At 54.6% G+C, this 25,169-nt stretch carries 27 protein-coding genes and 1 pseudogene; 6 read left to right on the top strand and 22 right to left on the bottom strand.

Features of this window, described 5'->3' with window-relative positions; all coding sequences use genetic code 11:
• Positions 1-17: 17 nt before the first annotated feature.
• The 16 genes from queC to ACI7MX_RS13350 form a co-directional block, all read right to left on the bottom strand.
• Positions 18-710, bottom strand: coding sequence for a 7-cyano-7-deazaguanine synthase QueC (gene queC / locus ACI7MX_RS13425; RefSeq protein WP_146425709.1), 693 nt, complete (start codon positions 708-710; stop codon positions 18-20).
• A 1-nt stretch (position 711) separates the two neighbouring features.
• Positions 712-1,359, bottom strand: a complete 648-nt coding sequence (gene queE / locus ACI7MX_RS13420) for a 7-carboxy-7-deazaguanine synthase QueE (protein ID WP_314486328.1) — start codon at positions 1,357-1,359, stop codon at positions 712-714.
• Between the two features lie 163 nt (positions 1,360-1,522).
• Positions 1,523-2,341: a tol-pal system protein YbgF gene (gene ybgF / locus ACI7MX_RS13415; RefSeq protein ID WP_405589113.1), complete on the bottom strand. Its 819-nt coding sequence runs from the start codon at positions 2,339-2,341 to the stop codon at positions 1,523-1,525.
• 6 nt (positions 2,342-2,347) lie between these two features.
• A complete protein-coding gene (pal, locus tag ACI7MX_RS13410) occupies positions 2,348-2,848 on the bottom strand; it encodes a peptidoglycan-associated lipoprotein Pal (protein ID WP_003441254.1) in 501 nt (166 codons plus the stop codon).
• 55 nt (positions 2,849-2,903) lie between these two features.
• A complete protein-coding gene (tolB, locus tag ACI7MX_RS13405) occupies positions 2,904-4,154 on the bottom strand; it encodes a Tol-Pal system beta propeller repeat protein TolB (RefSeq protein ID WP_240891870.1) in 1,251 nt (416 codons plus the stop codon).
• A gap of 47 nt (positions 4,155-4,201) precedes the next feature.
• A complete protein-coding gene (tolA, locus tag ACI7MX_RS13400) occupies positions 4,202-5,314 on the bottom strand; it encodes a cell envelope integrity protein TolA (RefSeq protein WP_405589117.1) in 1,113 nt (370 codons plus the stop codon).
• Complete coding sequence (gene tolR / locus ACI7MX_RS13395) at positions 5,314-5,766, bottom strand: protein TolR (protein WP_167654288.1); 453 nt, start codon at positions 5,764-5,766, stop codon at positions 5,314-5,316. The genes tolA and tolR overlap by 1 nt, the downstream gene beginning before the upstream one ends.
• Positions 5,767-5,789: 23 nt before the next feature.
• Positions 5,790-6,485: a protein TolQ gene (gene tolQ, locus ACI7MX_RS13390; protein WP_122783120.1), complete on the bottom strand. Its 696-nt coding sequence runs from the start codon at positions 6,483-6,485 to the stop codon at positions 5,790-5,792.
• Positions 6,475-6,942 carry a tol-pal system-associated acyl-CoA thioesterase gene (gene ybgC, locus ACI7MX_RS13385; protein WP_122783119.1) on the bottom strand — a complete coding sequence of 156 codons (468 nt, stop codon included), beginning with the start codon at positions 6,940-6,942 and terminating at the stop codon, positions 6,475-6,477. Before ybgC ends, tolQ begins: the two co-directional genes overlap by 11 nt.
• Positions 6,943-7,079: 137 nt before the next feature.
• Complete coding sequence (gene ruvB, locus ACI7MX_RS13380) at positions 7,080-8,138, bottom strand: Holliday junction branch migration DNA helicase RuvB (protein WP_122783118.1); 1,059 nt, start codon at positions 8,136-8,138, stop codon at positions 7,080-7,082.
• On the bottom strand, positions 8,139-8,747 hold the full coding sequence (gene ruvA, locus ACI7MX_RS13375) for a Holliday junction branch migration protein RuvA (RefSeq protein ID WP_314488713.1): 609 nt from the start codon (positions 8,745-8,747) through the stop codon (positions 8,139-8,141).
• Between the two features lie 109 nt (positions 8,748-8,856).
• Positions 8,857-9,381, bottom strand: a complete 525-nt coding sequence (gene ruvC, locus ACI7MX_RS13370) for a crossover junction endodeoxyribonuclease RuvC (RefSeq protein WP_405589122.1) — start codon at positions 9,379-9,381, stop codon at positions 8,857-8,859.
• A 136-nt stretch (positions 9,382-9,517) separates the two neighbouring features.
• A complete protein-coding gene (locus ACI7MX_RS13365; protein WP_122783116.1) occupies positions 9,518-10,264 on the bottom strand; it encodes a YebC/PmpR family DNA-binding transcriptional regulator in 747 nt (248 codons plus the stop codon).
• A 116-nt stretch (positions 10,265-10,380) separates the two neighbouring features.
• Complete coding sequence (gene aspS, locus ACI7MX_RS13360; protein ID WP_122783115.1) at positions 10,381-12,156, bottom strand: aspartate--tRNA ligase; 1,776 nt, start codon at positions 12,154-12,156, stop codon at positions 10,381-10,383.
• A 109-nt stretch (positions 12,157-12,265) separates the two neighbouring features.
• On the bottom strand, positions 12,266-12,487 hold the full coding sequence (locus ACI7MX_RS13355; protein ID WP_003441220.1) for an FmdB family zinc ribbon protein: 222 nt from the start codon (positions 12,485-12,487) through the stop codon (positions 12,266-12,268).
• A gap of 184 nt (positions 12,488-12,671) precedes the next feature.
• Positions 12,672-13,034, bottom strand: a complete 363-nt coding sequence (locus ACI7MX_RS13350) for a ribbon-helix-helix domain-containing protein (protein ID WP_314488708.1) — start codon at positions 13,032-13,034, stop codon at positions 12,672-12,674.
• 764 nt (positions 13,035-13,798) lie between these two features.
• Here ACI7MX_RS13350 and ACI7MX_RS13345 point away from each other — a divergent pair.
• Positions 13,799-14,071: pseudogene (locus ACI7MX_RS13345) on the top strand (cold shock domain-containing protein membrane protein); the annotation flags it as partial.
• A gap of 108 nt (positions 14,072-14,179) precedes the next feature.
• Entirely contained in the window at positions 14,180-14,401 is a 222-nt protein-coding gene (locus ACI7MX_RS13340; RefSeq protein WP_205993822.1) for a cold-shock protein, read from the top strand.
• Between the two features lie 66 nt (positions 14,402-14,467).
• Here the strand turns inward: ACI7MX_RS13340 and ACI7MX_RS13335 are convergent, their stop codons facing one another.
• Both ACI7MX_RS13335 and ACI7MX_RS13330 read right to left on the bottom strand, forming a co-directional pair.
• Positions 14,468-14,674 carry a SlyX family protein gene (locus ACI7MX_RS13335; RefSeq protein ID WP_314488702.1) on the bottom strand — a complete coding sequence of 69 codons (207 nt, stop codon included), beginning with the start codon at positions 14,672-14,674 and terminating at the stop codon, positions 14,468-14,470.
• Positions 14,671-15,090, bottom strand: coding sequence for an HIT domain-containing protein (locus tag ACI7MX_RS13330; RefSeq protein WP_314488699.1), 420 nt, complete (start codon positions 15,088-15,090; stop codon positions 14,671-14,673). The genes ACI7MX_RS13335 and ACI7MX_RS13330 overlap by 4 nt, the downstream gene beginning before the upstream one ends.
• 756 nt (positions 15,091-15,846) lie before the next feature.
• On the opposite strand from ACI7MX_RS13330, the gene ACI7MX_RS13325 reads away from it, so the two are divergent.
• Positions 15,847-17,121, top strand: coding sequence for an OprD family porin (locus ACI7MX_RS13325; protein ID WP_314488697.1), 1,275 nt, complete (start codon positions 15,847-15,849; stop codon positions 17,119-17,121).
• 242 nt (positions 17,122-17,363) lie between these two features.
• Here ACI7MX_RS13325 and ACI7MX_RS13320 read toward each other — a convergent pair whose 3' ends face one another.
• The gene (locus ACI7MX_RS13320) at positions 17,364-18,149 is read right to left on the bottom strand and encodes a mechanosensitive ion channel family protein (RefSeq protein ID WP_405589207.1); all 786 of its coding nucleotides are present in this window, start codon (positions 18,147-18,149) and stop codon (positions 17,364-17,366) included.
• Between the two features lie 175 nt (positions 18,150-18,324).
• Complete coding sequence (locus ACI7MX_RS13315) at positions 18,325-18,810, bottom strand: YajQ family cyclic di-GMP-binding protein (protein ID WP_122783108.1); 486 nt, start codon at positions 18,808-18,810, stop codon at positions 18,325-18,327.
• A 116-nt stretch (positions 18,811-18,926) separates the two neighbouring features.
• On the opposite strand from ACI7MX_RS13315, the gene ACI7MX_RS13310 reads away from it, so the two are divergent.
• The 3 genes from ACI7MX_RS13310 to ACI7MX_RS13300 are packed head-to-tail and all read left to right on the top strand — an operon-like array spanning position 18,927 to position 22,556.
• Positions 18,927-19,892, top strand: coding sequence for a putative 2-dehydropantoate 2-reductase (locus ACI7MX_RS13310; protein WP_405589130.1), 966 nt, complete (start codon positions 18,927-18,929; stop codon positions 19,890-19,892).
• A gap of 46 nt (positions 19,893-19,938) precedes the next feature.
• Positions 19,939-21,972 carry an ATP-binding protein gene (locus ACI7MX_RS13305; protein ID WP_405589133.1) on the top strand — a complete coding sequence of 678 codons (2,034 nt, stop codon included), beginning with the start codon at positions 19,939-19,941 and terminating at the stop codon, positions 21,970-21,972.
• A 2-nt stretch (positions 21,973-21,974) separates the two neighbouring features.
• Entirely contained in the window at positions 21,975-22,556 is a 582-nt protein-coding gene (locus ACI7MX_RS13300; protein ID WP_314488685.1) for a cob(I)yrinic acid a,c-diamide adenosyltransferase, read from the top strand.
• A 245-nt stretch (positions 22,557-22,801) separates the two neighbouring features.
• On the opposite strand, the gene ACI7MX_RS13295 is transcribed toward ACI7MX_RS13300, so the two are convergent.
• A complete protein-coding gene (locus ACI7MX_RS13295) occupies positions 22,802-23,746 on the bottom strand; it encodes a Nudix family hydrolase (protein WP_405589137.1) in 945 nt (314 codons plus the stop codon).
• A gap of 91 nt (positions 23,747-23,837) precedes the next feature.
• Positions 23,838-25,055 (bottom strand): bifunctional glutamate N-acetyltransferase/amino-acid acetyltransferase ArgJ, encoded by a 1,218-nt coding sequence (argJ, locus tag ACI7MX_RS13290; RefSeq protein ID WP_405589140.1) that lies wholly within the window; start codon positions 25,053-25,055, stop codon positions 23,838-23,840.
• Between the last annotated feature and the right edge of the window lie 114 nt (positions 25,056-25,169).

The following is a 25,169-nucleotide window of genomic DNA, read 5'->3' as shown; positions in this document are numbered from 1 at the left end:
ATTAATTTCGAAAATCTTCAAAAGTAACGGGTAGGATCGGCGATTCCTGCATCTGCAAAGCCTTGCGCGCGCAGTCGGCAGCTATCGCATTTACCGCATGCACGGCCTTGCGCGTCGGCCTGGTAGCAAGAAACGGTCAATGAATAATCCACTCCCAGCTTTGTACCTGCCGCGACGATTTGCCCCTTGCTCAGGTTTTGCAGCGGCGCCTGGATGCGAAAACCATTGCCCTCTACACCCGCCTTGGTCGCCAGATTCGCCATGACTTCGAACGCTTCAACAAACTCGGGACGGCAATCGGGGTAGCCCGAGTAATCCACCGCATTGACACCGATAAAGATATCTCGCGCTTGCAGGACTTCTGCCCAGCCTAGTGCCAGAGACAGGAACACGGTGTTGCGGGCCGGCACGTAGGTCACCGGAATGCCCTCACCCAAGGTTTCGGGCACATCAATTGAGCTGTCGGTGAGCGCAGAGCCTCCAATTCCATCAAGGTTCAGGCCTATCACTTTGTGCTCAATGACGCCCAAGTCACGCGCAACACGCGCAGCAGCCTCAAGCTCGGAGCGATGGCGCTGACCGTAGTCAAAGCTCATGGTGTAGCAGCTATAACCTTCAGCACGAGCCATGGCTACAACCGTCGCCGAATCAAGGCCGCCTGACAGCAGAATGACAGCGCGTTTTTGCGTAGTAGCAGTTTGTTCAGTCATCTCAGCGCCCCGGCTCGTCGTTCCAAAGATATTTGTGCAGCTGCATTTGCAAACGCACTGGCAAGTTATCCGCCACGATCCAATCAGCCAGATCGCTCGCTTTCAAATCATGGTGACTGGGCGAAAACAGGACTTCACCCGCTCGGCGCTCAAGGCCATATTCAATCAGCTTGGAAACCGCCCAGTCGTAATCCTCGCGCGAGCAAATCACGAATTTCACCTGATCATTGGCAGTCAACAGGCCGATATTTTCGTAAAGATTGCGATGGGACTCTTTTGAACCCGGCGTCTTCAGATCGAGAACACGACTCACGCGGGTGTCGACTGCCGATATGTCCAATGCTCCGCTGGTTTCAATGGACACCTCATAACCGGCGTCGCAGAGCTGTTTGAGCAAAGGAATGGCATTGGGCTGCGCCAGGGGCTCGCCGCCGGTTACGCACACGTAACGCGGGCGGAAATCGGCCACTTGCTCAAGAATGCTGTCCAGGGTGCGAATTGTACCGCCACTGAACGCATAGGCACTGTCGCAATATTGACAGCGTAGAGGGCATCCCGTCAGGCGTACAAAAACGGTAGGCAGGCCAGCCGTTCGCGTTTCACCCTGCAAGGAGTAAAAAACTTCGGTAATTCTTAATGTGTCTTGCATATCCGCCACGGGCGTAACAGCTAAACAGGCTGTCCGCCTCCGTCAGGCACTCCAAAGAATCTGCCTACGCAGGACTCAGAAGAGCGTATTTCATAAAAGGGCGTGAATTCTAACGAAAAAACCCGCGATAAGCGCGGGTTTCTCGATAAAAGCCAACTACAGGTTACATGCGCTGCAAGTCACGCTGCGCCAACTGGGCCGCAGAAGTACCAGGGTACTGGGCTACAACTTGCTGCAAAATGCCTTTCACCTTGTCGGTATGACCAAGACGGCGCTCGACATCAGCCAGCTTGTAAAGGGAGTCAGGCACTTTTGCATGTTTCGGGTAAAGCTGGCTTACCTTGGCGAACGCTTGGCCAGCGGCTTGAAGATCGCCTTTGGCCAGGTTCACTTCGCCCAACCAGTATTGGGCATTGCCCGCATACTGACTATTAGGGTATTTGCGCAGAAAGGCTGTAAATGCCTGACTGGCCTTATCGAAATCCTTGGCTTTGATCAAGTCGAAAGCAGCATCGTAATAGAGCTTTTCTTTCGCCGGATCGCCGGGTTCCGAGCTGGCAGCCACCTGAGGTGCAGGCGCTGCACTATTGCCGGCGGCAGAAGCACCACCCGCAGACGAATTATCAGGAGCGGCGGCAGGAGCAACGCCAGATCCAATGCGACGATCAAGTTCCTGGTATCGCTCCAGGTTTTCTTGTTTCATGCGCGAAACATCATTCTGCAGAACTTCGATTACACCCTGTTGGCGCGCAATCTGCTCCTGCATTTGTTGCAACTGGTTGAACAGCTCGCCCTGTGCCGAGACAGGGGCCGAAACCCCTCCCCCGGCATAGGCGCCGCTCGCACCGTAACCCGTTGACGGATTACTCCCCCCGCTATTGTTATAGCCAGAGTTGTCATCGACCACAGGAACCGCAGCCCATACCGCTAGCGGCATGAGGCTGAGAGTCAGAATAGTTACAGCACGGCGGCACGTTCGCATGACGAATTACTTACGCAGTTCGACGCGACGGTTTTGAGCCCACGACTGTTCGTCGTTGCCAGTAGCGATTGGACGCTCTTTACCGTAGGACACCAGCTCCAGTTGTGCTGGAGAAACGCCTTGCAGAACCAGGTAGCGTTGAACGGCTTTCGCACGACGCTCGCCCAGCGCCATGTTGTACTCACGAGTACCACGGGCGTCAGTGTTACCTTCCAGAACAACGCGAGCGCCGTTAGCTTTCAGGTCTTTAGCGTGAACATCCAGAGCACGCATTGCTTCTGGTTTCAGGTCCGAAGAATCGTATTCGAAGTAGAAAACAGTGATCGCGCGCAGAGCAGCTTCTTCGCTTAGGGAGCCATCAACAGCGCCAGTGTTTGCGCCGTAACCAGCGTTTGGATCAACAGCAGCGCCTTCACCGGCATTGTCGCCGCCTTTGGACGAGCAACCTACAGCTACAGCCATGGCCAGTGCCAGCGCAGCGAATTTACCAAACTTCAGCATTTCCATCGTAAAACTCCTAATGAACCCCAAGTGTTATATGCAACGTACAGCTATCACCACGTCAGTTCAGGTAAGGGGACCAGGAAGGTTCTCTGACTTCGCCTTGAGCGGTAGGAAGAGGGAGCCTTACGCGTCCATTAATAGACACGAGCATCAAGACTCCCCGGCCCTGATCACGGGTGGCGTAGATTACCATGGTGCCGTTGGGCGCAACAGTAGCTGACTCGTCAAGGTTGGTATTAGTTAGGATTTTTACACTTCCACGCTGCAAATCTTGCGCTGCAACTCGGAAATTAGTGAAACCATCCTGACGGTGGATCATTACCAGGGTCTTTTCGTCAGCCGAAAGCTTCGGACTGGCGTTGTAGTTACCAATAAAGGTCACTCGTTCGGCGTTACCGCTACCGACGGTAGTTTTGTAGATTTGCGGTTTACCGCCACGGTCAGAGGTGAAATAGATGGTGTTGCCATCTTTACCCCAGAACGGTTCAGTATCAATTGCCGGGTTATTGGTTACGCGTGTGAGTTGGCGCGAAGCCAGTTCCATGACGTAAATCTCGGCGTTACCGTCTTTGGACAATACAAATGCCAGTCGAGAACCATCCGGCGACCAGGCAGGTGCACCATTGAGGCCTTCGAAGTTGGTGATCTGCTCACGCTTACCGGTATCAATGTTTTGCATAAAGATACGCGGACGCTTTTGCTCGAACGACACATAAGCAATACGTTTGCCATCAGGCGCAAAACGCGGCGACAGAATCGGCTCACGCGATTGCAGCAGTGTTACGGCACGCGCACCGTCGTAGTCCGAACGCTGCAAGGTATAGCGAGTGTTAGTGGCGCTGGAACGCTCAGCCGTTACATAGAGTAGACGGGTAGAGAATGCACCTTTAATACCGGTCAGTTTTTCAAACGACTGGTCAGAGATGTAGTGCGCCATGTCACGCAACTGCTCAGTAGTACCCGACACACTGCCGGTCAAAACCGGCTGCTCGGTCGCCACGTTGAACAAGGCATATTGCACCTGCAAACGTCCGCCCGCAGGCACAATGTTACCGACCATGACGTACTGGGCACCCAAGGCTTTCCAGTCACGGAAAATGACTTCGCTGGCCTGCGTTGGCATACCAATCATGTTCTGCTTCGGGATCGGCGCGTAATAACCCGAGTTACGCAGGTCATTACCGATAATTTCAGCCATGTCATCAGGCAGAACGGTACCGCCCTGCCAGCCAAATGGCACTACTGCAATGGGTGTCGCCCGGTCGCTGCCACTGGTGACCAGAATGTTCTTTTCATCTGCCACTGCCATCCCTGCCAAGCAGCAGACAACAACCAACAGTCCTCGAAAAAGTTTAATCACAAGGCTAGATCCTCAGGTGTGAATGTCATCTTGAACGATCGATAAGGATTAAAATCGCTGGGCTTCATACCCTGCATCTCCGTTAAACGGCCAATGTTCTTGACCGCTGCCACAGCCGAACTGTCAAACGGGCCATCACCACTGGATTTGGCCACTGTGACTGACGTTACAGTGCCATCCGGCAACATGCCGATTTGAAGAACAACTGTCATGTTCTTGCGAGCCGATGGTGGACGAGCCCACCCTTCTGCTGCACGAGCCCGAATCAGGTCATCGAAACTACCGGCAACCTCATCACCCTGCTCATCGGCCAAAGCCTGCTGACGTTGCGGTGTATCAGAAAGCAAATCTGCCAAGGCCTGGGCCTTTTTCTCTTCGGTCGATTTGCGTGCTGCTTCTACGGCCTTTTTCTTGGCTGCATCGGCAGACGCTTTTTTCTTCGCATCTTCGGCGGCTTTCTTTTTCGCTTCGTCTGCTACGGCCTTTTTCTTGGCATCCTCAGCTGCTTTCTTAGCATCGTCGGCTTTCTTTTTCGCATCTTCGGCCGCTTTCTTCTTGGCGTCCTCAGCAGCCTTTTTCTTGGCTTCTTCTTCCGCGGCCTTCTTGGCCTCCTCTTCGGACTTCTTCTTGGCTATGTCCGCGAGTTTTTTCTCTTCGGCTTTTTTAGCTTCTGTTGCCTTTTTGGCATCATCGGCTTTTTTGGCTTCATCAGACTTCTTGGCCTCATCCGCCTTTTTAGCTTCGCTCGCTTTGGCTTCGTCTGCCTTCTTGGCTTCAGCTGCTTTTTCAGCAGACTCGTCTTTCTTTTGTTCGGCGGCTTTTACGGCCTCTTGCTCAACCTTTTTCTGTTCCATTTGTTCAACTTCAGTCTGGCGCGCGGCGGATTTCTTCGCCTCACCCGCAATCTTTTGATTGGTCTGAGTGGTCGCCCGACTTTTGGACTTCAACTGGTACAGGGTCGCTTGAACAATCGGCTTGGAGGGCGGCAGCTCTGGTGTCATGGCAAAGCTGGCGAACAGCATGCCAAAAATCAGAACGTGCAAACCTACCGCCCAGACTGTAGGCCAAAAATAATTTTCAGAGGCGGACGGCTCCCGCTGTTCGCGCATCAGGGAGCCTCGGTTATCAAGCCAACATTCCCGACCCCGGCTTTCTGCAAGCCGCCCATGGCACCCATCACCGCGCCGTAATCAACGGTTTTGTCGCCGCGGATAAAGACCTGAGTCTGTTTGCCACCCTCATTGCCTGCGCGAATGATTTTAGTCACAGCGTCAGTCATCTGCGGCAAGGTCATGGCCTTGTCCATCTGCTTTTCGGTGTCAACTTCGCTGCCAAGGTTCCAGAAGTAGGTCTTGTCAGCTTTGATCGAGATAGTCAGAACCTGAGTGTTGTTGTCCTGCGGCAAAGCCTCGCTAGAGACCTTGGGCAGATCAACCTTCACACCCTGGTTGAGCATCGGTGCCGTCACCATGAAAATGACGAGGAGCACCAACATCACGTCGATGTAGGGCACTACGTTCATTTCAGCGACCGGCTTGCGCTTTTTGCGAGCTCGAGCGATTAAAGCCATTGGAAATTACCTGCTTATTCTTCGCTGGTGTGCACTTTACGGTGCAGGATCGCCTGGAATTCATCGGCGAAGGTGTAGTAGCGGCTGATCAGGGTTTCACTGCGGGCGGCAAAGCGGTTGTAAGCAATTACTGCCGGGATGGCAGCAAACAGACCGATAGCCGTCGCAATCAGGGCCTCGGCAATACCGGGTGCAACCGTCGCCAACGTGGCCTGCTGCGCTGTAGCCAGACCGCGGAAGGAGTTCATGATGCCCCATACCGTACCAAACAGACCGATGTAAGGGCTTACGGAGCCGACAGTGGCCAGGAACGGCAAGCTCTGCTCCAGCTTTTCTTCTTCGCGGGAAATCGCAACGCGCATGGCCCGCGCAACACCTTCCATTACCGCCTCAGGGTCGACACCCGACTGCTGACGCAGACGCGAGAACTCTTTGAAACCGGCGCGGAAAATTTGTTCGACGCCCGAATCAGGGTCCGGATTGCTGCCTGCCTGACGATACAGCTTTGACAGATCGATACCCGACCAGAAGCGCTCCTCAAAGCTTTCGAGGGCACGTCGACCGGCGCGCAACATAGTGCTGCGCTGAAAAATCATGACCCACGAGGTAACCGATGCGGCCAGCAGGGTCAACATTACCAACTGCACTACAATGCTGGCATTGCTGACCAAGCTCCACATGGAGGAATGGTCGACGACGTTAGCTTCCACGCTGTATCTCCTGCTCTAAATGTTTACCCGTGCCGCTCACGTCGGCAAAGGCCGTACGTAAAGCTTCGGGAATGGCCCGGGGTTTAAAACTATCGGCGCGCACACAGGCCACCAAAAACTGCCCTTCACAGAGCAGCGTTGCATCCGCCGCTCGCCACACCTGCTGCTTGAAACGCAGACTGGCCCGGTTGAGTTCTATCACTTGCGCGCTAATCAACAGTTCGTCGTCCAGTCGCGCCGGTGCGTGGTAACGCGCCTCGCTGGAATGCACGACAAATAACAGGTTCTCGCCTGCCAGCTCGGACTGGGAAAACCCCAATTCCCGCAGCCTTTCAGTTCGAGCCCGCTCCATAAACTTTAGGTAATTTACGTAATACACGACGCCACCCGCATCGGTGTCTTCGTAATAAACGCGACATCGATGTGCGAACGGCTCAAGCCTGTTTTGCGCGCGCATACTCTAGTGCTTACTCCTCAGGTTGCCAATCCGCCAAACCACTGTTTTTTACGCTATTACGACTTTAAGACCGAAGATTTCAAGCGCCAGACCTTAGGACAGCAGAAACCCCAAAAAAATCGACTTTAAAATGCTTATTAATCGTCAGAAACGTTTAGAAACTCGTCTGCGACAGGCATATCCCCCAGGCGCGACGGAATGTTAAGACCGAAGTGCAAGTAGGCATGCCGGGTAACCACCCGCCCCCGCGGCGTACGCATGATGTAACCCTGCTGAATCAGATACGGCTCAAGCACATCTTCAATGGTATGGCGTTCCTCGCTGATTGCCGCCGCTAGGCTGTCCACCCCAACCGGACCACCATCGAACTTCTCAATCATAGTCAACAGCAAGCGTCTGTCCTGATGATCGAAACCATGTTCATCAACGTCCAGCAGGTTCAACGCCAGGTCTGCCACCGGCTTGGTGATGTGCCCCTTGGCACGCACCTCGGCAAAGTCGCGCACTCGACGCAACAGACGGTTGGCGATTCGCGGTGTACCACGCGCACGGCGCGCTATTTCATAAGCGCCTTCAGGGTCCAGAGGCAAACCGAAGATACCTGCTGAACGACTGACAATCGTCGCCAGATCGTCGGTGCTGTAAAACTCCAACCGCTGCACAATCCCGAAGCGGTCACGCAACGGGTTGGTCAACATCCCCGCGCGCGTTGTTGCGCCTACCAGGGTGAACGGAGGCAGATCAAGCTTGATCGATCGCGCTGCGGGCCCCTCACCAATCATGATGTCCAGCTGGAAGTCTTCCATTGCCGGGTACAGGACTTCCTCAACAATCGGCGACAAGCGATGAATTTCATCAATGAACAACACATCGTGCGGCTCAAGATTGGTCAGCAATGCAGCCAGATCACCCGGCCGCTCCAGCACTGGCCCCGAGGTGCTTTTGATCGACACCCCCATTTCCTGAGCAATGATGTTGGCCAGCGTGGTCTTGCCAAGCCCTGGCGGGCCGAAAATCAACGTATGGTCCAGTGACTCTGAACGCCCGCGAGCCGCCTGAATGAACAGCTCCATTTGCTCACGCACGGTGGGCTGGCCAATATAGTCCGCCAGACTCAAAGGCCTGATCGCACGATCCTGGACTTCTTCCCGGTCCCGTCCACTGGAAGCGGTTATCAAACGATCAGCTTCAATCACTTAAATCATTCCCTTAAGGGCGCGGCGAATCATGTCTTCACTGCTCAATGTCTTGTCTTTGATGGCAGCCACCGCCTTGCTGGCTTCCTGAGGCTTATAACCCAAAGAAATCAGGGCACTGACTGCATCACTTTCTGCGCTCGCCACTTGAACCGGCGAATCCGGCTGATTGGGCACCAGCGCAAACATGCTCGGCACTTGCTCCCACGCCTTAAAGCGATCCTTAAGTTCGACCAAAAGGCGCTCGGCTGTTTTCTTGCCGACACCCGGCACTTTGGTCAAGGCAGACGTATCCTGAGCCTGAACACAGCGTACAAGCTCATCCACTTCCAGACTGGACATCAACGCCAACGCCAGCTTGGGCCCCACGCCATTAAGCCGGATCAACTCACGAAAGAAGTCGCGCTCGCGCTTACCAATAAAACCATAGAGCAACTGTGCGTCTTCGCGAACGACCAAATGCGTATGCAGGGTGAGCGGCTCACCCAGGGACGGCAACCTATAGAGTGTGGTCATCGGCACTTCAAGCTCGTAGCCCAGGCCATTTACATCAAGAATCAGGTGCGGCGGCTGTTTTTCAGCCAGGGTGCCGCGCAAGCGTCCAATCACGTTTCAGATCCTTTTCGTTGGCCAGCACATTGGCTGACACCTAGAAGGACAAGGCTGCATCATTGCGCAAAACACCCTGTCAGCAAGCTTAATAACATTAAAAACGGCTTTAAAGACGAAGGCGGCCGCCTCGGCTGCGCGCCGCCCCCAGACCGTGAGGCAAAAGACTGGAGCGGGTATGGGCATGGCACAGCGCAATGGCCAGAGCATCCGAAGCATCGATCTGCGGCTTGATGGTCAGCTTGAGTAAATGCATGACCATCATCATCACCTGCTCTTTGTTGGCGCCCCCTGTGCCAGCCACTGCCTGCTTGACTTGAGTGGCGGAGTACTCAGCAATTTCCAGACTTTCTTCCGCGCCAGCCACGATAGCTGCCCCCCTCGCCTGCCCCAGCTTTAACGCCGAGTCGGCGTTGCGGGCCATGAAAACCTTTTCAATGCCCATCGTCACCGGCCCGTAGGTCTGAATAACCTCTCGAACGCCGCGATAAACAATTTGTAGCCGCTCGTGCAGTTCACCACTGCCTGTACGAATACAGCCCGACGCCACGTACACGCAACCACGGCCCGTGTCGCGCACGACGCCATAACCGGTGATTCGCGAGCCAGGATCGATACCAAGAATTAGAGTCATAACGCCTACAGCTTATGAAGTGACGCCCACCGGCACATACCCGGACAGCTTAAAGGCAGAAGCCGGAGGTGCACAGCGCCGCGATCATCGCGACGGTGCAGCTCCGGCTTTCAGGATCGGGAACAGCCCCCTGGTATCAGGCTAGCTGTTCCAGCACCGCGTCAGGGATTTCAGCGTTGGAGTACACGTTTTGCACGTCATCCAGGTCTTCGAGCATATCGATCAATTTGAGCACTTTTTCGGCGCCCTCCAGATCCAGCTCGGCACTGGTGGTCGGCAGCATCACGATTTCGGCGTCTGCCGGTTTGAATCCTGCCGCTTCCAATGCATTACGCACCGCATAGAAACTGGTGAACGAGGTGAACACATCGATGGAACCGTCTTCATTGGTCACCACGTCGTCGGCATCCGCCTCCATCGCAGCTTCAATCAAAGCATCTTCATCCACACCCGCAACGTAGGAGATCTGGCCCTTGCGCTCGAACAGATAGGCCACTGAGCCATCGGTACCCAGATTGCCGCCACATTTGCTAAACGCATGACGGACAGCAGCGGCTGTGCGATTGCGATTGTCGGTCATGCACTCGACCATCACCGCAACGCCACCCGGCCCATAGCCTTCGTAGCTCAGCTCGACCATATCATCAGTATCGGCAGCACCCGCGCCACGCGCGACCGCACGATCGATGATATCGCGGCTCATGTTCGCACCAAGGGCTTTGTCCAGTGCCAGACGCAGGCGCGGGTTGGAGCCAGGATCGGCACCGCCCTGACGGGCAGCAACAGTCAGCTCACGAATCCACTTGGTGAAGATTTTGCCTTTTTTGGCATCCTGACGCTCTTTGCGGTGCTTGATGTTCGCCCACTTAGAATGACCTGCCATAACCTACTCCGAATCCTTTATGAAACCTTGCCGGCCCGGCACATGCCATGACCCGCAATAAAAATTCTCGACCCAATGACAAAGGCGCATCCGAAGATGCGCCCTTGGGGTCAGTCTTACTCAGCCTTAGGCTGTTCACGCAAACGGATATGCAGCTCGCGCAATGCTTTAGCGTCTACCGCGCCAGGCGCCTGGGTCATGACACAGGCAGCGCTTTGGGTTTTCGGGAAGGCAATCACTTCACGAATAGACTGAGCGCCAGTCATCAGCATCACCAGACGATCCAGACCGAAAGCCAAACCACCGTGCGGTGGCGCACCGTATTTCAAAGCGTCCAGCAGGAAGCCGAATTTCTCTTCCTGCTCGGCCTCGTCGATACCCAACAGACGGAACACAGCTTGCTGCATTTCCTTGCGGTGGATACGGATGGACCCGCCACCCAGCTCAGTACCGTTCAATACCATGTCGTAGGCACGGGACAGCGCGGTGGCCGGGCTGGCAGCCAGCTCTTCAGGGGAGCATTTTGGCGCAGTGAACGGGTGATGCAAGGCGCTGAAACTGCCGTCGTCGTTCTCTTCGAACATCGGGAAGTCCACAACCCACATCGGTGCCCATTCACAGGTCAGCAGGTTCAGGTCGTTACCAACCTTGATACGCAGCGCGCCCAGGGCTTCGCTCACGATCTTGGACTTGTCGGCGCCGAAGAACACGATATCGCCGTCAACTGCGCCGACGCGATCAAGGATCACGTTGAGGTTCGCTTCCGGAATGTTCTTGACGATCGGCGACTGCAGGCCTTCTACGCCTTTAGCGCGCTCGTTGACCTTGATGTAAGCCAGGCCTTTGGCACCATAGATGCCAACAAACTTGGTGTAGTCGTCGATCTGCTTGCGCGGCATGCTCGCAGCACCCGGTACACGCAGTGCAGCAATACGGCATTTCGGGTCATTGGCCGGGCCGCTGAACACCTTGAAGTCGACATCTTTGAGCTGATCGGCAACGTCTACCAGTTCCAGCGGGTTACGCAGGTCAGGCTTATCGGAACCGTAACGGCGCATGGCTTCTTCAAAGGTCATGTGCGGGAATTCACCGAACTCCAGATCCAGCACTTCCTTGAACAGGTTGCGGATCATGCCTTCGGTCAGGCCCATGATGTCTTTTTCATCGAGAAAGCTGGTTTCGATGTCGATCTGAGTAAACTCAGGCTGACGATCGGCACGCAGGTCTTCGTCGCGGAAGCACTTGGCAATCTGGTAGTAACGGTCAAAACCGGCCACCATCAGCAGCTGTTTGAATAGCTGAGGCGATTGCGGCAGTGCGAAGAACGAACCCGCGTGGGTACGGCTCGGCACCAGATAGTCCCGCGCGCCTTCAGGGGTGGCACGGGTCAGAATAGGGGTTTCAACGTCCAGGAAGCCGTTTTCGTCGAGGTAACGACGAATGCTGGTGGTCATGCGCGAACGCAAACGCAGCTTTTCGAGCATCTCAGGGCGACGCAGATCGATAAAGCGGTAGCGCAGACGCGTTTCTTCGCCCACATCAGAAAATTCGTTCAGCGGGAACGGTGGAGTCTCCGCTTCGTTCAGCACTTCAAGCTCATAGCCCAGCACTTCAATCATGCCCGAAGCCATGTTGGTGTTGCCGGCACCGGCAGGACGCAAGCGCACCTTGCCCGTTACTTTAACTACGTATTCGCTGCGCACACGGTCAGCAGCGGCGAAGGTTTCAGCGCGGTCCGGGTCGAACACCACTTGGGCCAGACCATCACGATCACGGATATCGAGGAAAATCACCCCACCGTGGTCACGGCGACGATGAACCCATCCGCAAAGGGTAATTTCCTGGCCGTCCAGGCTTTCGTTCAGTTGGCCGCAATAATGGCTGCGCATCATGGTAGTGGTTTCACTTCTCGTAATTCGAAATTCGATGGAGGTCTTGCGCACCGTCGGTGCTGATAACACTGCAAGAGCCCGCTTGTGTTCAGACTGCCTTCGCCCGACCTCAGTCGGACTTGTCGCCGCCTGCCAGATTCTTTTTCGAGCCTGTCTTGAAGTCTGTTTCATACCAACCAGTGCCGCTTAGGCGAAAACCTGGCATGGACAGCATCTTTTTCAGCTCAGGAGCCTGACAGGCAGGACAATCAACCAGTGGCGAGTCACTGATTTTTTGAATGGCTTCCAGCTGATGACCGCAGGAAGCGCATTGGTAATCGTACATAGGCATCGGCGTATCTCGACAATCCGTTAGCGGCAACCCTATAGACAGAGGGCCACACAGCAAAGCGCGAGATTATATCTGGTAAATCGAGCTATTGCAGCCGCAGGAATCGCCATTGCGCTTCAAATGCACCATGAATTTAGAAACAATACAAGCCATCGAACATCCCGGCTCGGCCTGAGACCCAGGATCAAACCATAAACACCTGTCTAGGGGGCGCACTGTGCGAGGCCCGTGCAGCCTTCAGCAGATGCATGACGCAGACGACTCGAATGAGGCCGCTGAAATTCTTTACACCGCCATGCCGCAGATGAATCTCTCTATCAATGTAGGAAAGCAGCGCGTTTATTGAGCACTCATTACTTCGCGAAATATCGGACAGCACATCCCAATACACTTCCTCAAGCCTCAGACAGGTGGCAAAACCATTTAACCTTACCGACCTTGAAAGTGGCTTTGCCAGGGTCATACCAAAATCCAGAATAACGGGATCTATTCTAACTCTCTGCAATAATCTGCCCCCTGTACTTTCCTGCCGTAATAATCGTCCCATACCAAAAATACTCCATTGCTACGCCATTAAAGTTAGTTATATTTTCCAATTGGACACACCTCATAAAACATTATGTAAAGGTTCTTATCCAGCAGACCACACCCTCAAGCGTGTAGGAGAGCTCTGGGTCAAGCAGGAGAATACAATCACCCCCAGCCCGTGGCAGGTGAGCGCCACCCACAGGCCCCTTCATAGAGAGTTGCAGACAGCCACCTTCACGAACGCCTGCCATGAAGCAAGTGGACAAACTTCGATCCTTACTATTAATCCGCCACTTCTATGGCAACTTTATCCTTACAACCAAGCCTCACCCTGCTGTTATCCATATCGCTTTATTACTCAGGGTTCTAATCGCATTAAAAGGCAGGACCTTCACGCCCATTTAGCGCTGGCACGATACAAAAACGACCAACGGTAATTATCCCTACCGAATCGACACTCATTCTCACACCCAAAGTGCTATAAACGGATGAGCCATGCATCGGCAAAACGCACCAAAACCCCCTCTAGAACGGGCCCTTCCTCGAAGAATTGCCGATTCTGCCTGTGCCCCGCGAAAGAACTCGAACACAGGCCCGCCCATGCACTTAATTTGAGAAGGCCTTGGCTTTGCTGTTAAATAGGCAGCGTGTCGCTTTCGCCAAGTTTCTGGCGGCAGTGCATAGGCTGATACCCGCACGTGCCTGACCTTTCCATTTTTTTCAAAACGAACCGTGCGTAACCAGCTCTTCCTTGCGATCCGTCTTAATGCGAGTTAATTAAAAATGTTGAAAATCGTCCACCTGATAACGGGCGCAGCTGCCTTGCTGCTGTCCTTCATTCCTAGCCTTCAAACCGACGCCGTACCTTACCTGCAACACAACGATGCTCTTTATCTGGCTTTTCTTGGCCTGCTTAACCTGACATTGGCTCCGGTCATTCCGTACTGGAACAAAGGCCCACGTCATCAACTGCAAAATTTGGTAAGCGCCTTGCTGGTGCTGTCTGTTGTTCTTCAAACGCTGACCCTGTTCGGCCTGCTGCTGCCGATTGGCGAACAACCAGCTGTCTTGCTTAGTCTGGTTCCTGCCGTGCTTGCCGTTGCGCTGCACCTGATCATCAACCTCTACAAATCGTCGCCGGCCTCCTCCTCGCAAAGTTATGACATGGCCAACCGCGACACCGGGACTGTGAAGTGGTTTAACACCTCCAAGGGTTTCGGCTTTATCTCCCGAGATTCCGGGGATGATATTTTTGTCCACTTTCGCGCCATTCGTGGCGAAGGCCACCGAGTATTGGTGGAAGGGCAGCGCGTTGAGTTCTCGGTTATGAACCGCGACAAAGGCCTGCAAGCTGAAGATGTGATCGCAGCCCTGCCGCGCCGCTGATACAAGCCTGTAAAAAAACCGCGACCAGCCCAGCTGATCGCGGTTTTTTATTGCCTGCTTGAACGCTCAGTAATGTGGTGGCGGAGCTTCCTCCTCAAACGACTCAAACTGCCCGCCCATTTCTTCCTGGCGTTTTAGCAATACGGCCATCTGCGCCTGCAAACGGTCTACTGTGTTCTGCTGTTTTACCAATACATCATTCAATGACTGAATGGTGTCATCTTGAAAAGCCAAACGGCTCTCAAGGTCCATCACTCGCTCTTCAAGCGTCACGACTTATCCTCCAAAAAAGTGAAAGCCTCTTTTAACTTGCTGCGAATGTCGCTCACTTGAGCTTCTACGTAAGGCTTTGCCGGGAGTTTGCCCCATACCGGAGCGGGCCACGCGGCATCCGTTCGATAACGCACAATCACATGCATGTGCATCTGGCTGACCACATTACCCAGCGTTGCTACATTCATCTTGTGCGCACCAAACAGCTCTTTGAGTACTCGCGCCAAGGTCGTGGTTTCGCTCCACATCAGTTTCTGGTCATCGTCATCCAACTGAAACAATTCGCTAATACCCTCACGCCGCGGCACCAGGATAAACCACGGGTAATTCGAATCATTGGACAGCAGCAAGCGGCATAAGGGTAGATCCCCAATCAGCCAAGTGTCTTGGTCAAGACGTGTATCCAAAGTAAACACTGCGTGCTCTCCTGATCATCGGGGAATTGTGTTTTAACTCGCACCCATGGCTCACGAGGTGCTAGCTCAAAGACCGAAAGGATACTCTTGATTGCTTTCCAGATCACGACACCCTCTTCGGGCTCGCATGTGGAATGGAGCACCAATGGATAAGCAACAGACGCCAGACATTTGTGCACCAAAACTGAACAGCATGGGTGACTGAGCGCCCCCAAAACGTCACCGACTACCCCAACAAGTGTTAACCGGTAACGCTTTATCCAATCACATCGCACCAGGATTGACCTGCCGAAGGAAATTAACCCGGACCAAGCTTGCAGAATGTACGACCTATCCGAGCTGCATCCGGATGCTTTGTCTAAATCTGTAAATCCGTAAAAATATTTTCAACGCGCCTGCCCCTTTTGAGCATGCTTGTTGCATAACCTCTCGATAGAGCCGTTACGGCCTGCGTCGTGGGCATTGGCCAGGCAGTCAATAACAGGTCACTCAACGGCGCCAGATACTCCTGAATGGATTCAGAATGTTTTTTATGTGTCAGCAGGTATTAATGGCACAAGAAAATAGCTGAAATACCGTTCACAGCTATGCTGTTGCGGCATTGCTGTAAAGAAACTGAAAGCTTATGAGACCAAGTATCGCCAACATGGCCGGCGTGATATAAGTTTTCGCCGACACAAAAAGAAAGAGCCGCCCCAGATAAAAATTAAGGTGGGGACGGCAGTACTCTTCCTAAAACCAAAGGAGCAAATCACGATGCGCGTGATGAAGTGGAGCATGATCGCACTGGCTGTTTCAGCTGGTACTACGCAGTTCGCAATGGCCTCGTCCCAGGACGAATCCAAAGGTTTTATCGAAGACAGCACACTGACTTCCAAAACCCGCATGCTGTACATGAACCGTGACTTCCGTAACGGTGCCAGCAACCCTACCAATGGCGGCAAAAGTGGCTATCGCGAAGATTGGGGTCTGAGCGAACTGCTTAACTACGAATCCGGCTTCACCCAAGGCACCGTCGGTGTCGGTGTGGATGCATTCGCCATGGGCACTCTGCGTCTGGACGGCGGCGCTGGTCGCCAGGGCAACGGTCTGTTTGGCAGCAGAAGCGACGGTTCTCCGGAAGACAGCCAATCGAAAATCGGTGGTGCTGTTAAATTCCGCCTTTCTGATACCGTGTTGAAATACGGCAACCAGTTTGTGGCAAGCCCGGTTTTCTCTACCGATGACAGCCGCTTGCTGCCAGAAGTCGCCACCGGCACATTGATTACCAGCAAGGAAATCAAAGGCCTGGAGCTTTCTGCAGGCCGCTTCACCGCTCTGAGTTCGCAGACCGGCATGGCACGTGACAGCATCAACGGCCCGCACGAGCCCGGCCTGACCGCCGCAAACATTGCTGGTGCAACCTATCAGTTCACTGACAACCTGGTCGGTGGCGTGGCAGCGTCCGATGTTGACGAGTACTTCAAGAAGCAATACGTCAACCTCAACTACACCCTGCCTATCGCTGAATCCCAAGCCCTTAACTTCGACCTCAACGGGTACAGAACGTCGAGCCAAGGTGAAGAGCGCGCAGGTAATGTCGACAACAAAATCTGGAGCTTGGCAGCGGCTTACAGCATCGGCGCCCACAAGTTCACCCTTGCTCACCAGCGCTCCACCGGTGATAGCGGTTACTACTACGGCGTAGATGGCGGCGGCACTATTTTCCTCGCCAACTCCGTGCAGTACTCCGACTTCAACGGTAAAGACGAACGCTCATGGCAGGGTCGCTACGACCTGAACATGGCCAGCTACGGCGTACCAGGTCTGAGCTTTATGGCTCGCTACGTCAAAGGCGACAACATCTCCACTGACACTGGCGAAGGTAAAGAGCACGAATTTGACTTCGAGAGCAAATACGTGATGCAGGAAGGCCCGGCAAAAGACTTGTCTTTCCGTCTGCGTAGCGCTATCTACCGCACTACCAGCAACTACGGTGCGGACACCAACGATGTTCGCGTCATTGTAGAGTACCCTTTCAACATCCTGTAATTAATGCCCTGAGCATTCGCTACATAACGATGTTGTATGAAAGCCACGCCCTTTTAATAGGGCGTGGCTTTTTATTTGTCCTCAACATATTTATATATAGCAAGCTAACTATCGTACTTGAACACAAGAGCTTTCACTTCTACTTGAACGTCAGATATAACCCTCTAAACCTTTATCTCGGCACAGAAACAACTAAAGAGGCCTAGGCCCCTTTAGTTGATTATTCCCGCATTGCTAACGGTTTATTGAGCGGGCACTTCCTGTACGACACGAACGACACGCTGAGGAAAAGGAATATCCACCCCTTGCGCCTTCAAACGGTCGCGAGCGTGCTCGTTGAACATAAACAGCACATCCCAGTAATTCGGGGTATCGACCCAAACACGCAAAGACATGGTAATGGCGCTATCACCCAGCGTGCTCACAACCACCACCGGTGCTGGGTCCTTGTGCACCCGCGGGTCATCAGCCATAGCCAGCAACACCTCACGAACCTTTTGCAGATCTGCTTCGTAGTCGACGCCGACATCAAAAACGACCTTGCGGGTAGGTTGGCGGTTGTAGTTGGTAATGATGCCGTTAGACAGATTACCGTTTGGCACGATGACCGTTTTGTTGTCACCGGTACGCAATACAGTATGGAAGATCTGAATACTGTCGACGGTGCCGCTTACGCTCTGCGCCTCGATCCAGTCACCAATCTTGAATGGACGAAACAACAGGATCAGTACCCCACCCGCAAAGTTTGCCAGACTGCCCTGCAAGGCGAGACCGATAGCCAAACCGGCAGCACCTATCGCAGCCACGAACGACGTGGTCTGAATACCGATCATCGAAGCAACGCTGACGACCAGTAAAATTTTGAGAATGATATTGGCCAGGCTACTGATAAAGCCTTGCAACGCCAGGTCAGCCTTTCTCAGCGCCAGCAATTGCCCAATCTTGACTGTCAGCCTGTTGATCAACCACCAGCCTACCGCCAGGGTAACCAATGCCAGCAGCACACGACTGCCATATTCCATAATCATCGGGACCCAGGCCTGTGAGGCCTTGATCAACTGATCAACTTCAGCATTCAAATCCACGTATTTCTCCTTACCTCATTCCCTGCGACGATTTAGAGCAACGACTTAAGCCTAGTCGTTTATGCAGTGCCCGGGAAATTCGGACGTCGCCAACGCCCAGAGGTTCCCAGGCCAGTCATCAGTCGCGGAAATTGTTGAATTGCAGCGGCAAGTCGAATGTCTTGGCACGCAGCGCTGCGATTGCCTCTTGCAAGTCATCGCGCTTTTTCCCCGTGATACGGACTTGCTCACCCTGAATTGCTGCTTGAACTTTAAGCTTGGCGTCCTTGACGTGAGCGACTATTTTCTTCGCCAGCTCTTTGTCGATGCCTTCTTTAAGCACCACTTCCTGCTTCATCAACTTACCGGACGCATAGGCATCTTTGATTTCAAGGCATTGCGCGTCGATCTTGCGTTTGATCAGCGCTAGCTTGAGAATCTCGATCATTGCCTCCAGCTGAAAGTCAGCCTCAGCAGTCATATTGACGGTGAGGTCTTTCTCTTTGAATTCAAAAGAGCCTTTGCCTTTGAGGTCATAACGACGATCCAGCTCTTTGACGGCGTTCTCGACTGCGTTGGTAACTTCGTGTTTGTCCAGTTCGGATACCACGTCGAACGAAGGCATGTGATTTTCTCCAATAACAAAGGGCGCGCTCAACACAGATGGAGCGCGCCAGGCTTGACAGTTAAAATGCGCCAGCATTATAGCGGTTCTTAAGCATCATTCACTTGCGAGCATACATGCCCGACTCAACCTTGCACCCCACTTCGCCCCACACAACCGCTGAGGCTCAAGCAACCTGGCACATTCTGGGTGCAGGAAGCATGGGCATCTTGTGGGCGACGCGACTGGCCCGAGCAGGCCTGCCTGTCACGCTGATCGTGCGTAACGCAGACCGCTTGCGCCTGTATAAAGAAGCACAGGGTTTAACACTGGTCGAAGGTAACCATTCGCAACGGTTTGATATTCAGGCTCAAACCCCTGAAACCGACGAGCCCATCCGGCGCTTACTGCTGACGTGCAAGGCGTATGACGCAGAACGCGCCGTCGCGCAAATCGCTGGGCGGTTAAGCCCCGATGCAGAGTTGATTCTGCTGCAAAACGGGCTCGGCAGCCAACAAGCGGTCGCCAATCTTGTGCCACAGGCACGCTGTATTTTTGCTTCCAGCACGGAAGGGGCTTTTCGTGAGAGTGACTGGCGAGTAGTGCATGCCGGTCACGGCCACACTTGGCTGGGCGAGAGCGCTCAGGGTGCCCCACCATCGTGGCTCAAAGAGCTTCAACAAAGCGGCATAAGCCACGAGTGGAGCGCGAATATCCTGACGCGTTTGTGGCGCAAACTGGCTTTGAACTGTGCGATCAACCCTCTGACCGTTCTTTACAACTGCCGTAACGGCGACTTGCAACGCCACAGCGACGAAGTCAACTTGCTGTGTATTGAACTGAGCAACTTGCTGGCGCACTGCGGCCAGTCTGAAGCCGCGCGCGATCTGATCTCGGAAGTGAATCGTGTAATCCAGGCCACCGCCAACAACTACTCCTCCATGCATCAGGACGTCGCCCAAGGCCGTCGCACTGAAATCAGCTATTTGCTCGGCTACGCCTGCGCCGCTGCGCATGACAGGCAATTTAATGCGGTGCATTTACAGGCGTTGCACCAGCGCCTCCGCGAACACTTGCAACAGCACGGATTGCCCTGCGCCTGAGGCCCGCGCTACCCTGCTGACTTGTTCTTCTGCAGACGACACCACCATGCCCTTGCGCCAGCGCCTTGAAAACCTTCCGGTAGGCCAGAAGCTGCTGGCCGCCCTGCTCGTCTTACTGGCCACGGTCTTGCTTGTTGCCAATCTGACGTTTATCAGCGCTGCTTACTGGATTTCCCACGAGAGCACCGCGCCTCAAGCCTTGCAAACCCTTGGTCAGCTGGCATCGAAACCGGATCTGGTCGCCAATGCACTTGATTCTGAGCAGAGTGCCCAGGCCCTGCTTAATGAAATCGGCACCTATGCGCCCCTGCGCGCCGCCGCTATTTATGACGGTGCTGGCAATCTTCTGGCGCAGTTGCAACACGGCGAACGCCTGGATCTGCCCAAAAGCTATCATCAAATTGAAGCGTGGCGCCTGACCGAGTTGCGCAGCACTCAATTGTCGCGACTGCCTCATGGCGACGGCAATCCCGGCCATCTGCTGCTGATTGCCAGCAGCGAGTTACCTATGGCCTTTTATACCGGCACCTTTACCGCCAGCGTGGGCATTCTGATTTTCAGCGCCCTGCTCTGGTTCGTTGTGGCCCGACAGATCAAACGCTTGATTACCCAACCCATTCACCGCCTTGAAGAACTGTCTCGGCAAGTCACCCGAGAAGAAAATTACGCATTGCGGGCAACGGCAGGTAACAACGACGAAATTGGCAGCCTGGCCGAGGCATTTAACACCATGCTGTCGCGCATTGAAGCCCGTGAGCAAGAGCTCAAACGCGCGCGGGATGAAGCCCAGGCGGCTTACGATCAGGCTCAGGCGCTTGCCGAGGAGACCCGTCATACCAATCGCAAGCTGGAGCTGGAAGTCCAGGTTCGCAGCAAGATCGAGAAAAAACTGACCGGATTTCAGAAATACCTGAACAGCATTATCGACTCCATGCCTTCGGCGCTGATCGCTCTGGACGAGCAGCTCTATGTCACTCAGTGGAACCAGGAAGCCAGCGCCCTCTCGGGCACTCAGTTGGATGAAGCCCTCAATCAGCCGATTTACCTTGCCTTTGAACCCCTCAAACCTTTTCTGCCGCAACTCAAAGACACTATTGATAACCATCGGGTTGTAAAGATAGAGCGGGTCACTTGGGGTCAGGGCGAGGAAGCCCGGCATTACGCGTTAACCTTCTACCCGCTGACAGGCGGAGGCGGACGCGGCGTGGTGATTCGAATCGATGACATCACGCAGCGGCTTTCTCTGGAAGACTTAATGGTGCAATCGGAAAAAATGCTCTCCGTCGGCGGGCTGGCGGCAGGCATGGCACATGAGATAAACAATCCGCTCGGCGCCATTCTGCATAACGTCCAAAACATTCGCCGACGCCTGTCCAGCGAGCTGCCCAAGAATATTGAACAGGCACAACAGGTCGGCATCGAACTGGACGCCATCAACCGCTACTTGCAGGCCCGGGAAGTTCCAAAATTGCTCGACGGGATTCAACAGGCTGGTGCACGGGCAGCAAAAATCGTCACCCACATGCTCAGCTTCAGTCGGCGCAGCAATCGACAAATGAGCCCCTGCGATTTACCCGCACTGATTGATCAGGCGCTGGACATCGCCAGCAATGACTTTGACCTGACCATCGGTTTTGACTTCAAGGGGCATGCGGTTACCCGCCAGTTCGATCCGCATCTGGGCCCCGTGCCGTGCATTCCCAACGAGCTTGAGCAGGTACTGCTAAATCTGCTGAAGAATGCCGCACAAGCGATCCACCAACGCCCTGACAAGCATCAACCAGGGCATATCATCCTGCGCACAAAGCTCAATCCGCCGTGGGCTGAAATTCAGGTCGAAGACAATGGTGTCGGCATGCCGGAGCCTGTGCGCAAACGGATTTTTGAGCCGTTCTTTACTACCAAGGAAGTCGGACAGGGCACAGGCCTTGGCCTGTCAGTGTCGTACTTCATTATTACCAATAACCACAAAGGCCAAATGGAAGTGCACTCAACCCAGGGGCAAGGGACCTGTTTCACTCTGCGCCTGCCGCTGGCTGTCAATCCAATGCCACACGAATCAACCACAGTGGAATTGTAACCATGGGCTTTCGCTTATCTAAAATTTACACCCGCACCGGCGACAAAGGCGAAACCGGCCTTGGGGACGGCCGCCGCGTGCCCAAGGATCACCCGCGTATAGAAGCTATAGGTGAAGTCGACACACTCAATAGTCAGGTGGGTTTGCTACTGGCAGGACTCGTCGAGCAGAGCGCGACATTTCCAGGATTAAACGAGCTGATTGAAGTGCTGGAGCCTTGCCAGCATCGACTGTTTGACCTCGGCGGTGAGTTGGCCATGCCGGTGTATCAGGCGCTCGATAACCATGAGATTGAACGTCTGGAAGCCGTGATTGATCGCTGGAATGAAGAAGTGGGGCCACTGGAGAATTTTATTCTGCCTGGAGGCTCAAGCCTGATTGCTCAGGCCCATGTGTGCCGAAGCGTGGCACGCAGTGCGGAGCGGCGATGCCAGCAACTGAATGCGCTGGAACCGTTGGCCGGCGTGGGATTGGCGTACATCAATCGATTGTCGGACTTGCTGTTTGTCGCGGCGAGGCTGATTGCCAGGCGCCAAGGCGTAGCTGAAATTCTGTGGCAGGCCGCACTAAAGCCTCAAGTTTGAGCGCTTGGCAATGTCAAGAACACCTGATAAACAGGGCGGGCAAAGCTCCTGTAGGAGCTGACGAGCTCTGCGAGGCTGCGATCGGCGGCAAAGCCGTCGCAGCAACATTCAACCCGGTGCTAGAGGCACATCACTATGGCCGGCTTTGGGAGTCTGAGATACCGTATTTCACAGCGCTTGCGACGATTGCATCGTCGAACGTAGTCTCGTACTACTCGTCAACTGCTACGTTGAGCTTGGCAAGCTTAAACCTTTGGCCAGAATGCGCGGATCCCGGCCACGCCCTGAGCCCCCGCCTGCCACGCCTGTTGCCGATCATCCGGCCCCAGGCCGCCCAGAAGAAACACCGGCTTGCTGAAGTTCGCGATCAATTGCTGCGCCTGCTGCCAGCCTAATGGCTGCGCATCGGGATGAGTCTGCGTCGGCAGCACCGGCGACAGCGTCACGAAATCCACATCCATTTGCTCAGCCAATGCCAACTCTTCAGCGTTATGGCAGGAAGCTGCCAACCAGCGATCTTTTGCAAGTGGGCGCCCTTTGGCGGCGTACTTGCGTAATTGATCAGCGGTCACATGCCAGCCCGCGGAGGGAAAATCCCCCAGCCACTCAAACGGCCCTTTGAGCATCAACTGCGCCTTGCCTGCACATAACCCAGTCGCATCCACCGCCAAGTCGCGGTATTTGGGGTCATAACCGTTGGGCGCGCGCAACGAAACCAGTTTGATACCGCCCGCGATGGCCTTCTGCAAACCGCGCAAAAACTCAGGGGTTTCCAGCCCGTCCGGTGTGATCAAATACTGATCGGGCAAACGGGCAGCCGTCACAATCGCCTGATTTGCTGCCGGAAATTCATACTCAGGCAAGTCACGTGCAGACACCCACGCCAAGGGCTGGCCTTCGACACCTCGAGGCTCGCCGGTAAAGGCCGACACCTCCCAAACATCCAGCAATACCTGCTTATCCGGGTAATCGTGCTGAACCTTGATCAAAGGTCGTGCAGCGCTCACTACAATTGCCAGCTCTTCTTGCAGTTCGCGCCCAAGCGCAGCTTCTACCGTCTCCCCCGGCTCGACTTTGCCGCCCGGAAACTCCCACAAACCGCCTTGATGCTGAGCGTCAGTGCGACGAGCGATCAGAATTTTGCCGTCTGTGCCTCGGATAACGGCCGCAGCCACATGAACTCGCTTCACTCTTTTGCTTCCTTCAGTCAGGTCGATAACCGGGTTTACATACGGGCCAGTCTTACAGACTCAACAGAAAGGCCCGCCATGTCGAGACGACTTAGGTACGGTATTCGGCGTTGATTTTCACGTATTCATGAGACAAGTCGGTGGTCCAAATGGTCTCGCTGCAATCACCACGACCCAACTCGATACGGATGGTGATCTCTTCACGAGCCATCACGGCCGCCCCCTGCTCTTCGGTGTAAGTGGCTGAACGCGCGCCGCCGCTGGCGATGCACACTTCACCCAGGAACACGTCGATTTTGCTGACATCCAGATCTGGCACACCGGCTCGGCCCACGGCCGCCAGAATACGACCCCAGTTCGGATCGGAGGCAAACAGCGCAGTCTTGATCAATGGCGAATGGGCCACGGTGTAACCCACGTCCAGACATTCCTGATGATTAGCGCCGCCATTCACTTCAACGGTCACAAACTTGGTCGCGCCTTCGCCGTCTCGCACGATGGCCTGCGCCACGTCCATGCACACCTCTAACACCGCCTGTTTCAGCGCGCTGAACAGCGGACCGCTGGCTTCGGTGATTTCAGGCAATGCCGCTTTACCTGTGGCGATCAACATGCAGCAATCGTTGGTGGAAGTGTCGCCATCGATCGTGATGCGGTTGAACGACTTGTTGGCACCGTCGAGCAGCAGGTTTTGCAGCACCTCTCGGGATACTTTAGCGTCGGTTGCGATGTAGCCCAGCATGGTCGCCATGTTGGGTCGAATCATGCCCGCGCCCTTGCTGATACCCGTCACAGTGATGGTCACACCTTCATGTTCGAACTGACGGCTGGCACCTTTAGGCAAGGTGTCAGTGGTCATGATACCGGTGGCCGCTTGCGCCCAGTTGTTCTCGGACAAATCATCCAGCGCTGCTTGCAAGGCCCCTTCGATCTTCTCGACCGGCAATGGCTCGCCGATCACGCCTGTGGAATACGGAAGTACCGCACTGGCATCTACGCCCGTCAGCTCTGCCAATTTTGCACAGGTGCGGGTTGCAGCTACCAGACCTGGCTCGCCTGTGCCCGCGTTGGCATTGCCCGTGTTGGTCAGCAGATAGCGAATCGGGCCTTGTACGCGTTGCTTGGCCAGAATCACAGGCGCGGCGCAAAAGGCATTCAGCGTGAACACCCCTGCCACGCTGGAACCTTCGGCGCAGCGCATCACCACCACGTCCTTACGGCCCACACGCTTGATACCGGCTGAAGCAATACCCAACTCAAAACCGGCTACCGGGTGCAAAGTAGGCAAAGGACCAAGACCAACAGCCATGACGCGCTCCTCAAAAAGTTCTGTGCGCCGCCACAAAGGGGGCGGGAATTCAATGGTAAAACGCCGCGACGGCTAAGGCCGGTCGCGGCGCAGGTGTTTCAGCAGTTGAAGCAG

The organism is Pseudomonas sp. 2024-210, from assembly GCF_045062345.1.
Taxonomy (GTDB): Bacteria; Pseudomonadota; Gammaproteobacteria; order Pseudomonadales; family Pseudomonadaceae; genus Aquipseudomonas.
This window is presented reverse-complemented; position numbering and strand designations above follow the sequence as displayed.

Bases quoted from the DNA above. Each gene is read 5' to 3' on its own strand.
- argJ (WP_405589140.1), bottom strand. From the start codon at position 25,055: ATGGCTGTTGGTCTTGGTCCTTTGCCTACTTTGCACCCGGTAGCCGGT.
- ruvC (WP_405589122.1), bottom strand. From the start codon at position 9,381: ATGACTCTAATTCTTGGTATCGATCCTGGCTCGCGAATCACCGGTTAT.
- ACI7MX_RS13305 (WP_405589133.1), top strand. From the start codon at position 19,939: ATGCCCTTGCGCCAGCGCCTTGAAAACCTTCCGGTAGGCCAGAAGCTG.
- ACI7MX_RS13340 (WP_205993822.1), top strand. From the start codon at position 14,180: ATGGCCAACCGCGACACCGGGACTGTGAAGTGGTTTAACACCTCCAAG.
- ACI7MX_RS13355 (WP_003441220.1), bottom strand. From the start codon at position 12,487: ATGCCTATGTACGATTACCAATGCGCTTCCTGCGGTCATCAGCTGGAA.
- pal (WP_003441254.1), bottom strand. From the start codon at position 2,848: ATGGAAATGCTGAAGTTTGGTAAATTCGCTGCGCTGGCACTGGCCATG.
- ACI7MX_RS13350 (WP_314488708.1), bottom strand. From the start codon at position 13,034: ATGGGACGATTATTACGGCAGGAAAGTACAGGGGGCAGATTATTGCAG.
- queE (WP_314486328.1), bottom strand. From the start codon at position 1,359: ATGCAAGACACATTAAGAATTACCGAAGTTTTTTACTCCTTGCAGGGT.
- tolB (WP_240891870.1), bottom strand. From the start codon at position 4,154: ATGGCAGTGGCAGATGAAAAGAACATTCTGGTCACCAGTGGCAGCGAC.
- queC (WP_146425709.1), bottom strand. From the start codon at position 710: ATGACTGAACAAACTGCTACTACGCAAAAACGCGCTGTCATTCTGCTG.
- ACI7MX_RS13365 (WP_122783116.1), bottom strand. From the start codon at position 10,264: ATGGCAGGTCATTCTAAGTGGGCGAACATCAAGCACCGCAAAGAGCGT.
- ACI7MX_RS13325 (WP_314488697.1), top strand. From the start codon at position 15,847: ATGCGCGTGATGAAGTGGAGCATGATCGCACTGGCTGTTTCAGCTGGT.
- ACI7MX_RS13310 (WP_405589130.1), top strand. From the start codon at position 18,927: ATGCCCGACTCAACCTTGCACCCCACTTCGCCCCACACAACCGCTGAG.
- ACI7MX_RS13315 (WP_122783108.1), bottom strand. From the start codon at position 18,810: ATGCCTTCGTTCGACGTGGTATCCGAACTGGACAAACACGAAGTTACC.
- ybgF (WP_405589113.1), bottom strand. From the start codon at position 2,341: ATGCGAACGTGCCGCCGTGCTGTAACTATTCTGACTCTCAGCCTCATG.
- aspS (WP_122783115.1), bottom strand. From the start codon at position 12,156: ATGATGCGCAGCCATTATTGCGGCCAACTGAACGAAAGCCTGGACGGC.
- tolA (WP_405589117.1), bottom strand. From the start codon at position 5,314: ATGCGCGAACAGCGGGAGCCGTCCGCCTCTGAAAATTATTTTTGGCCT.
- ybgC (WP_122783119.1), bottom strand. From the start codon at position 6,942: ATGCGCGCGCAAAACAGGCTTGAGCCGTTCGCACATCGATGTCGCGTT.
- ACI7MX_RS13320 (WP_405589207.1), bottom strand. From the start codon at position 18,149: ATGATTATGGAATATGGCAGTCGTGTGCTGCTGGCATTGGTTACCCTG.
- ACI7MX_RS13300 (WP_314488685.1), top strand. From the start codon at position 21,975: ATGGGCTTTCGCTTATCTAAAATTTACACCCGCACCGGCGACAAAGGC.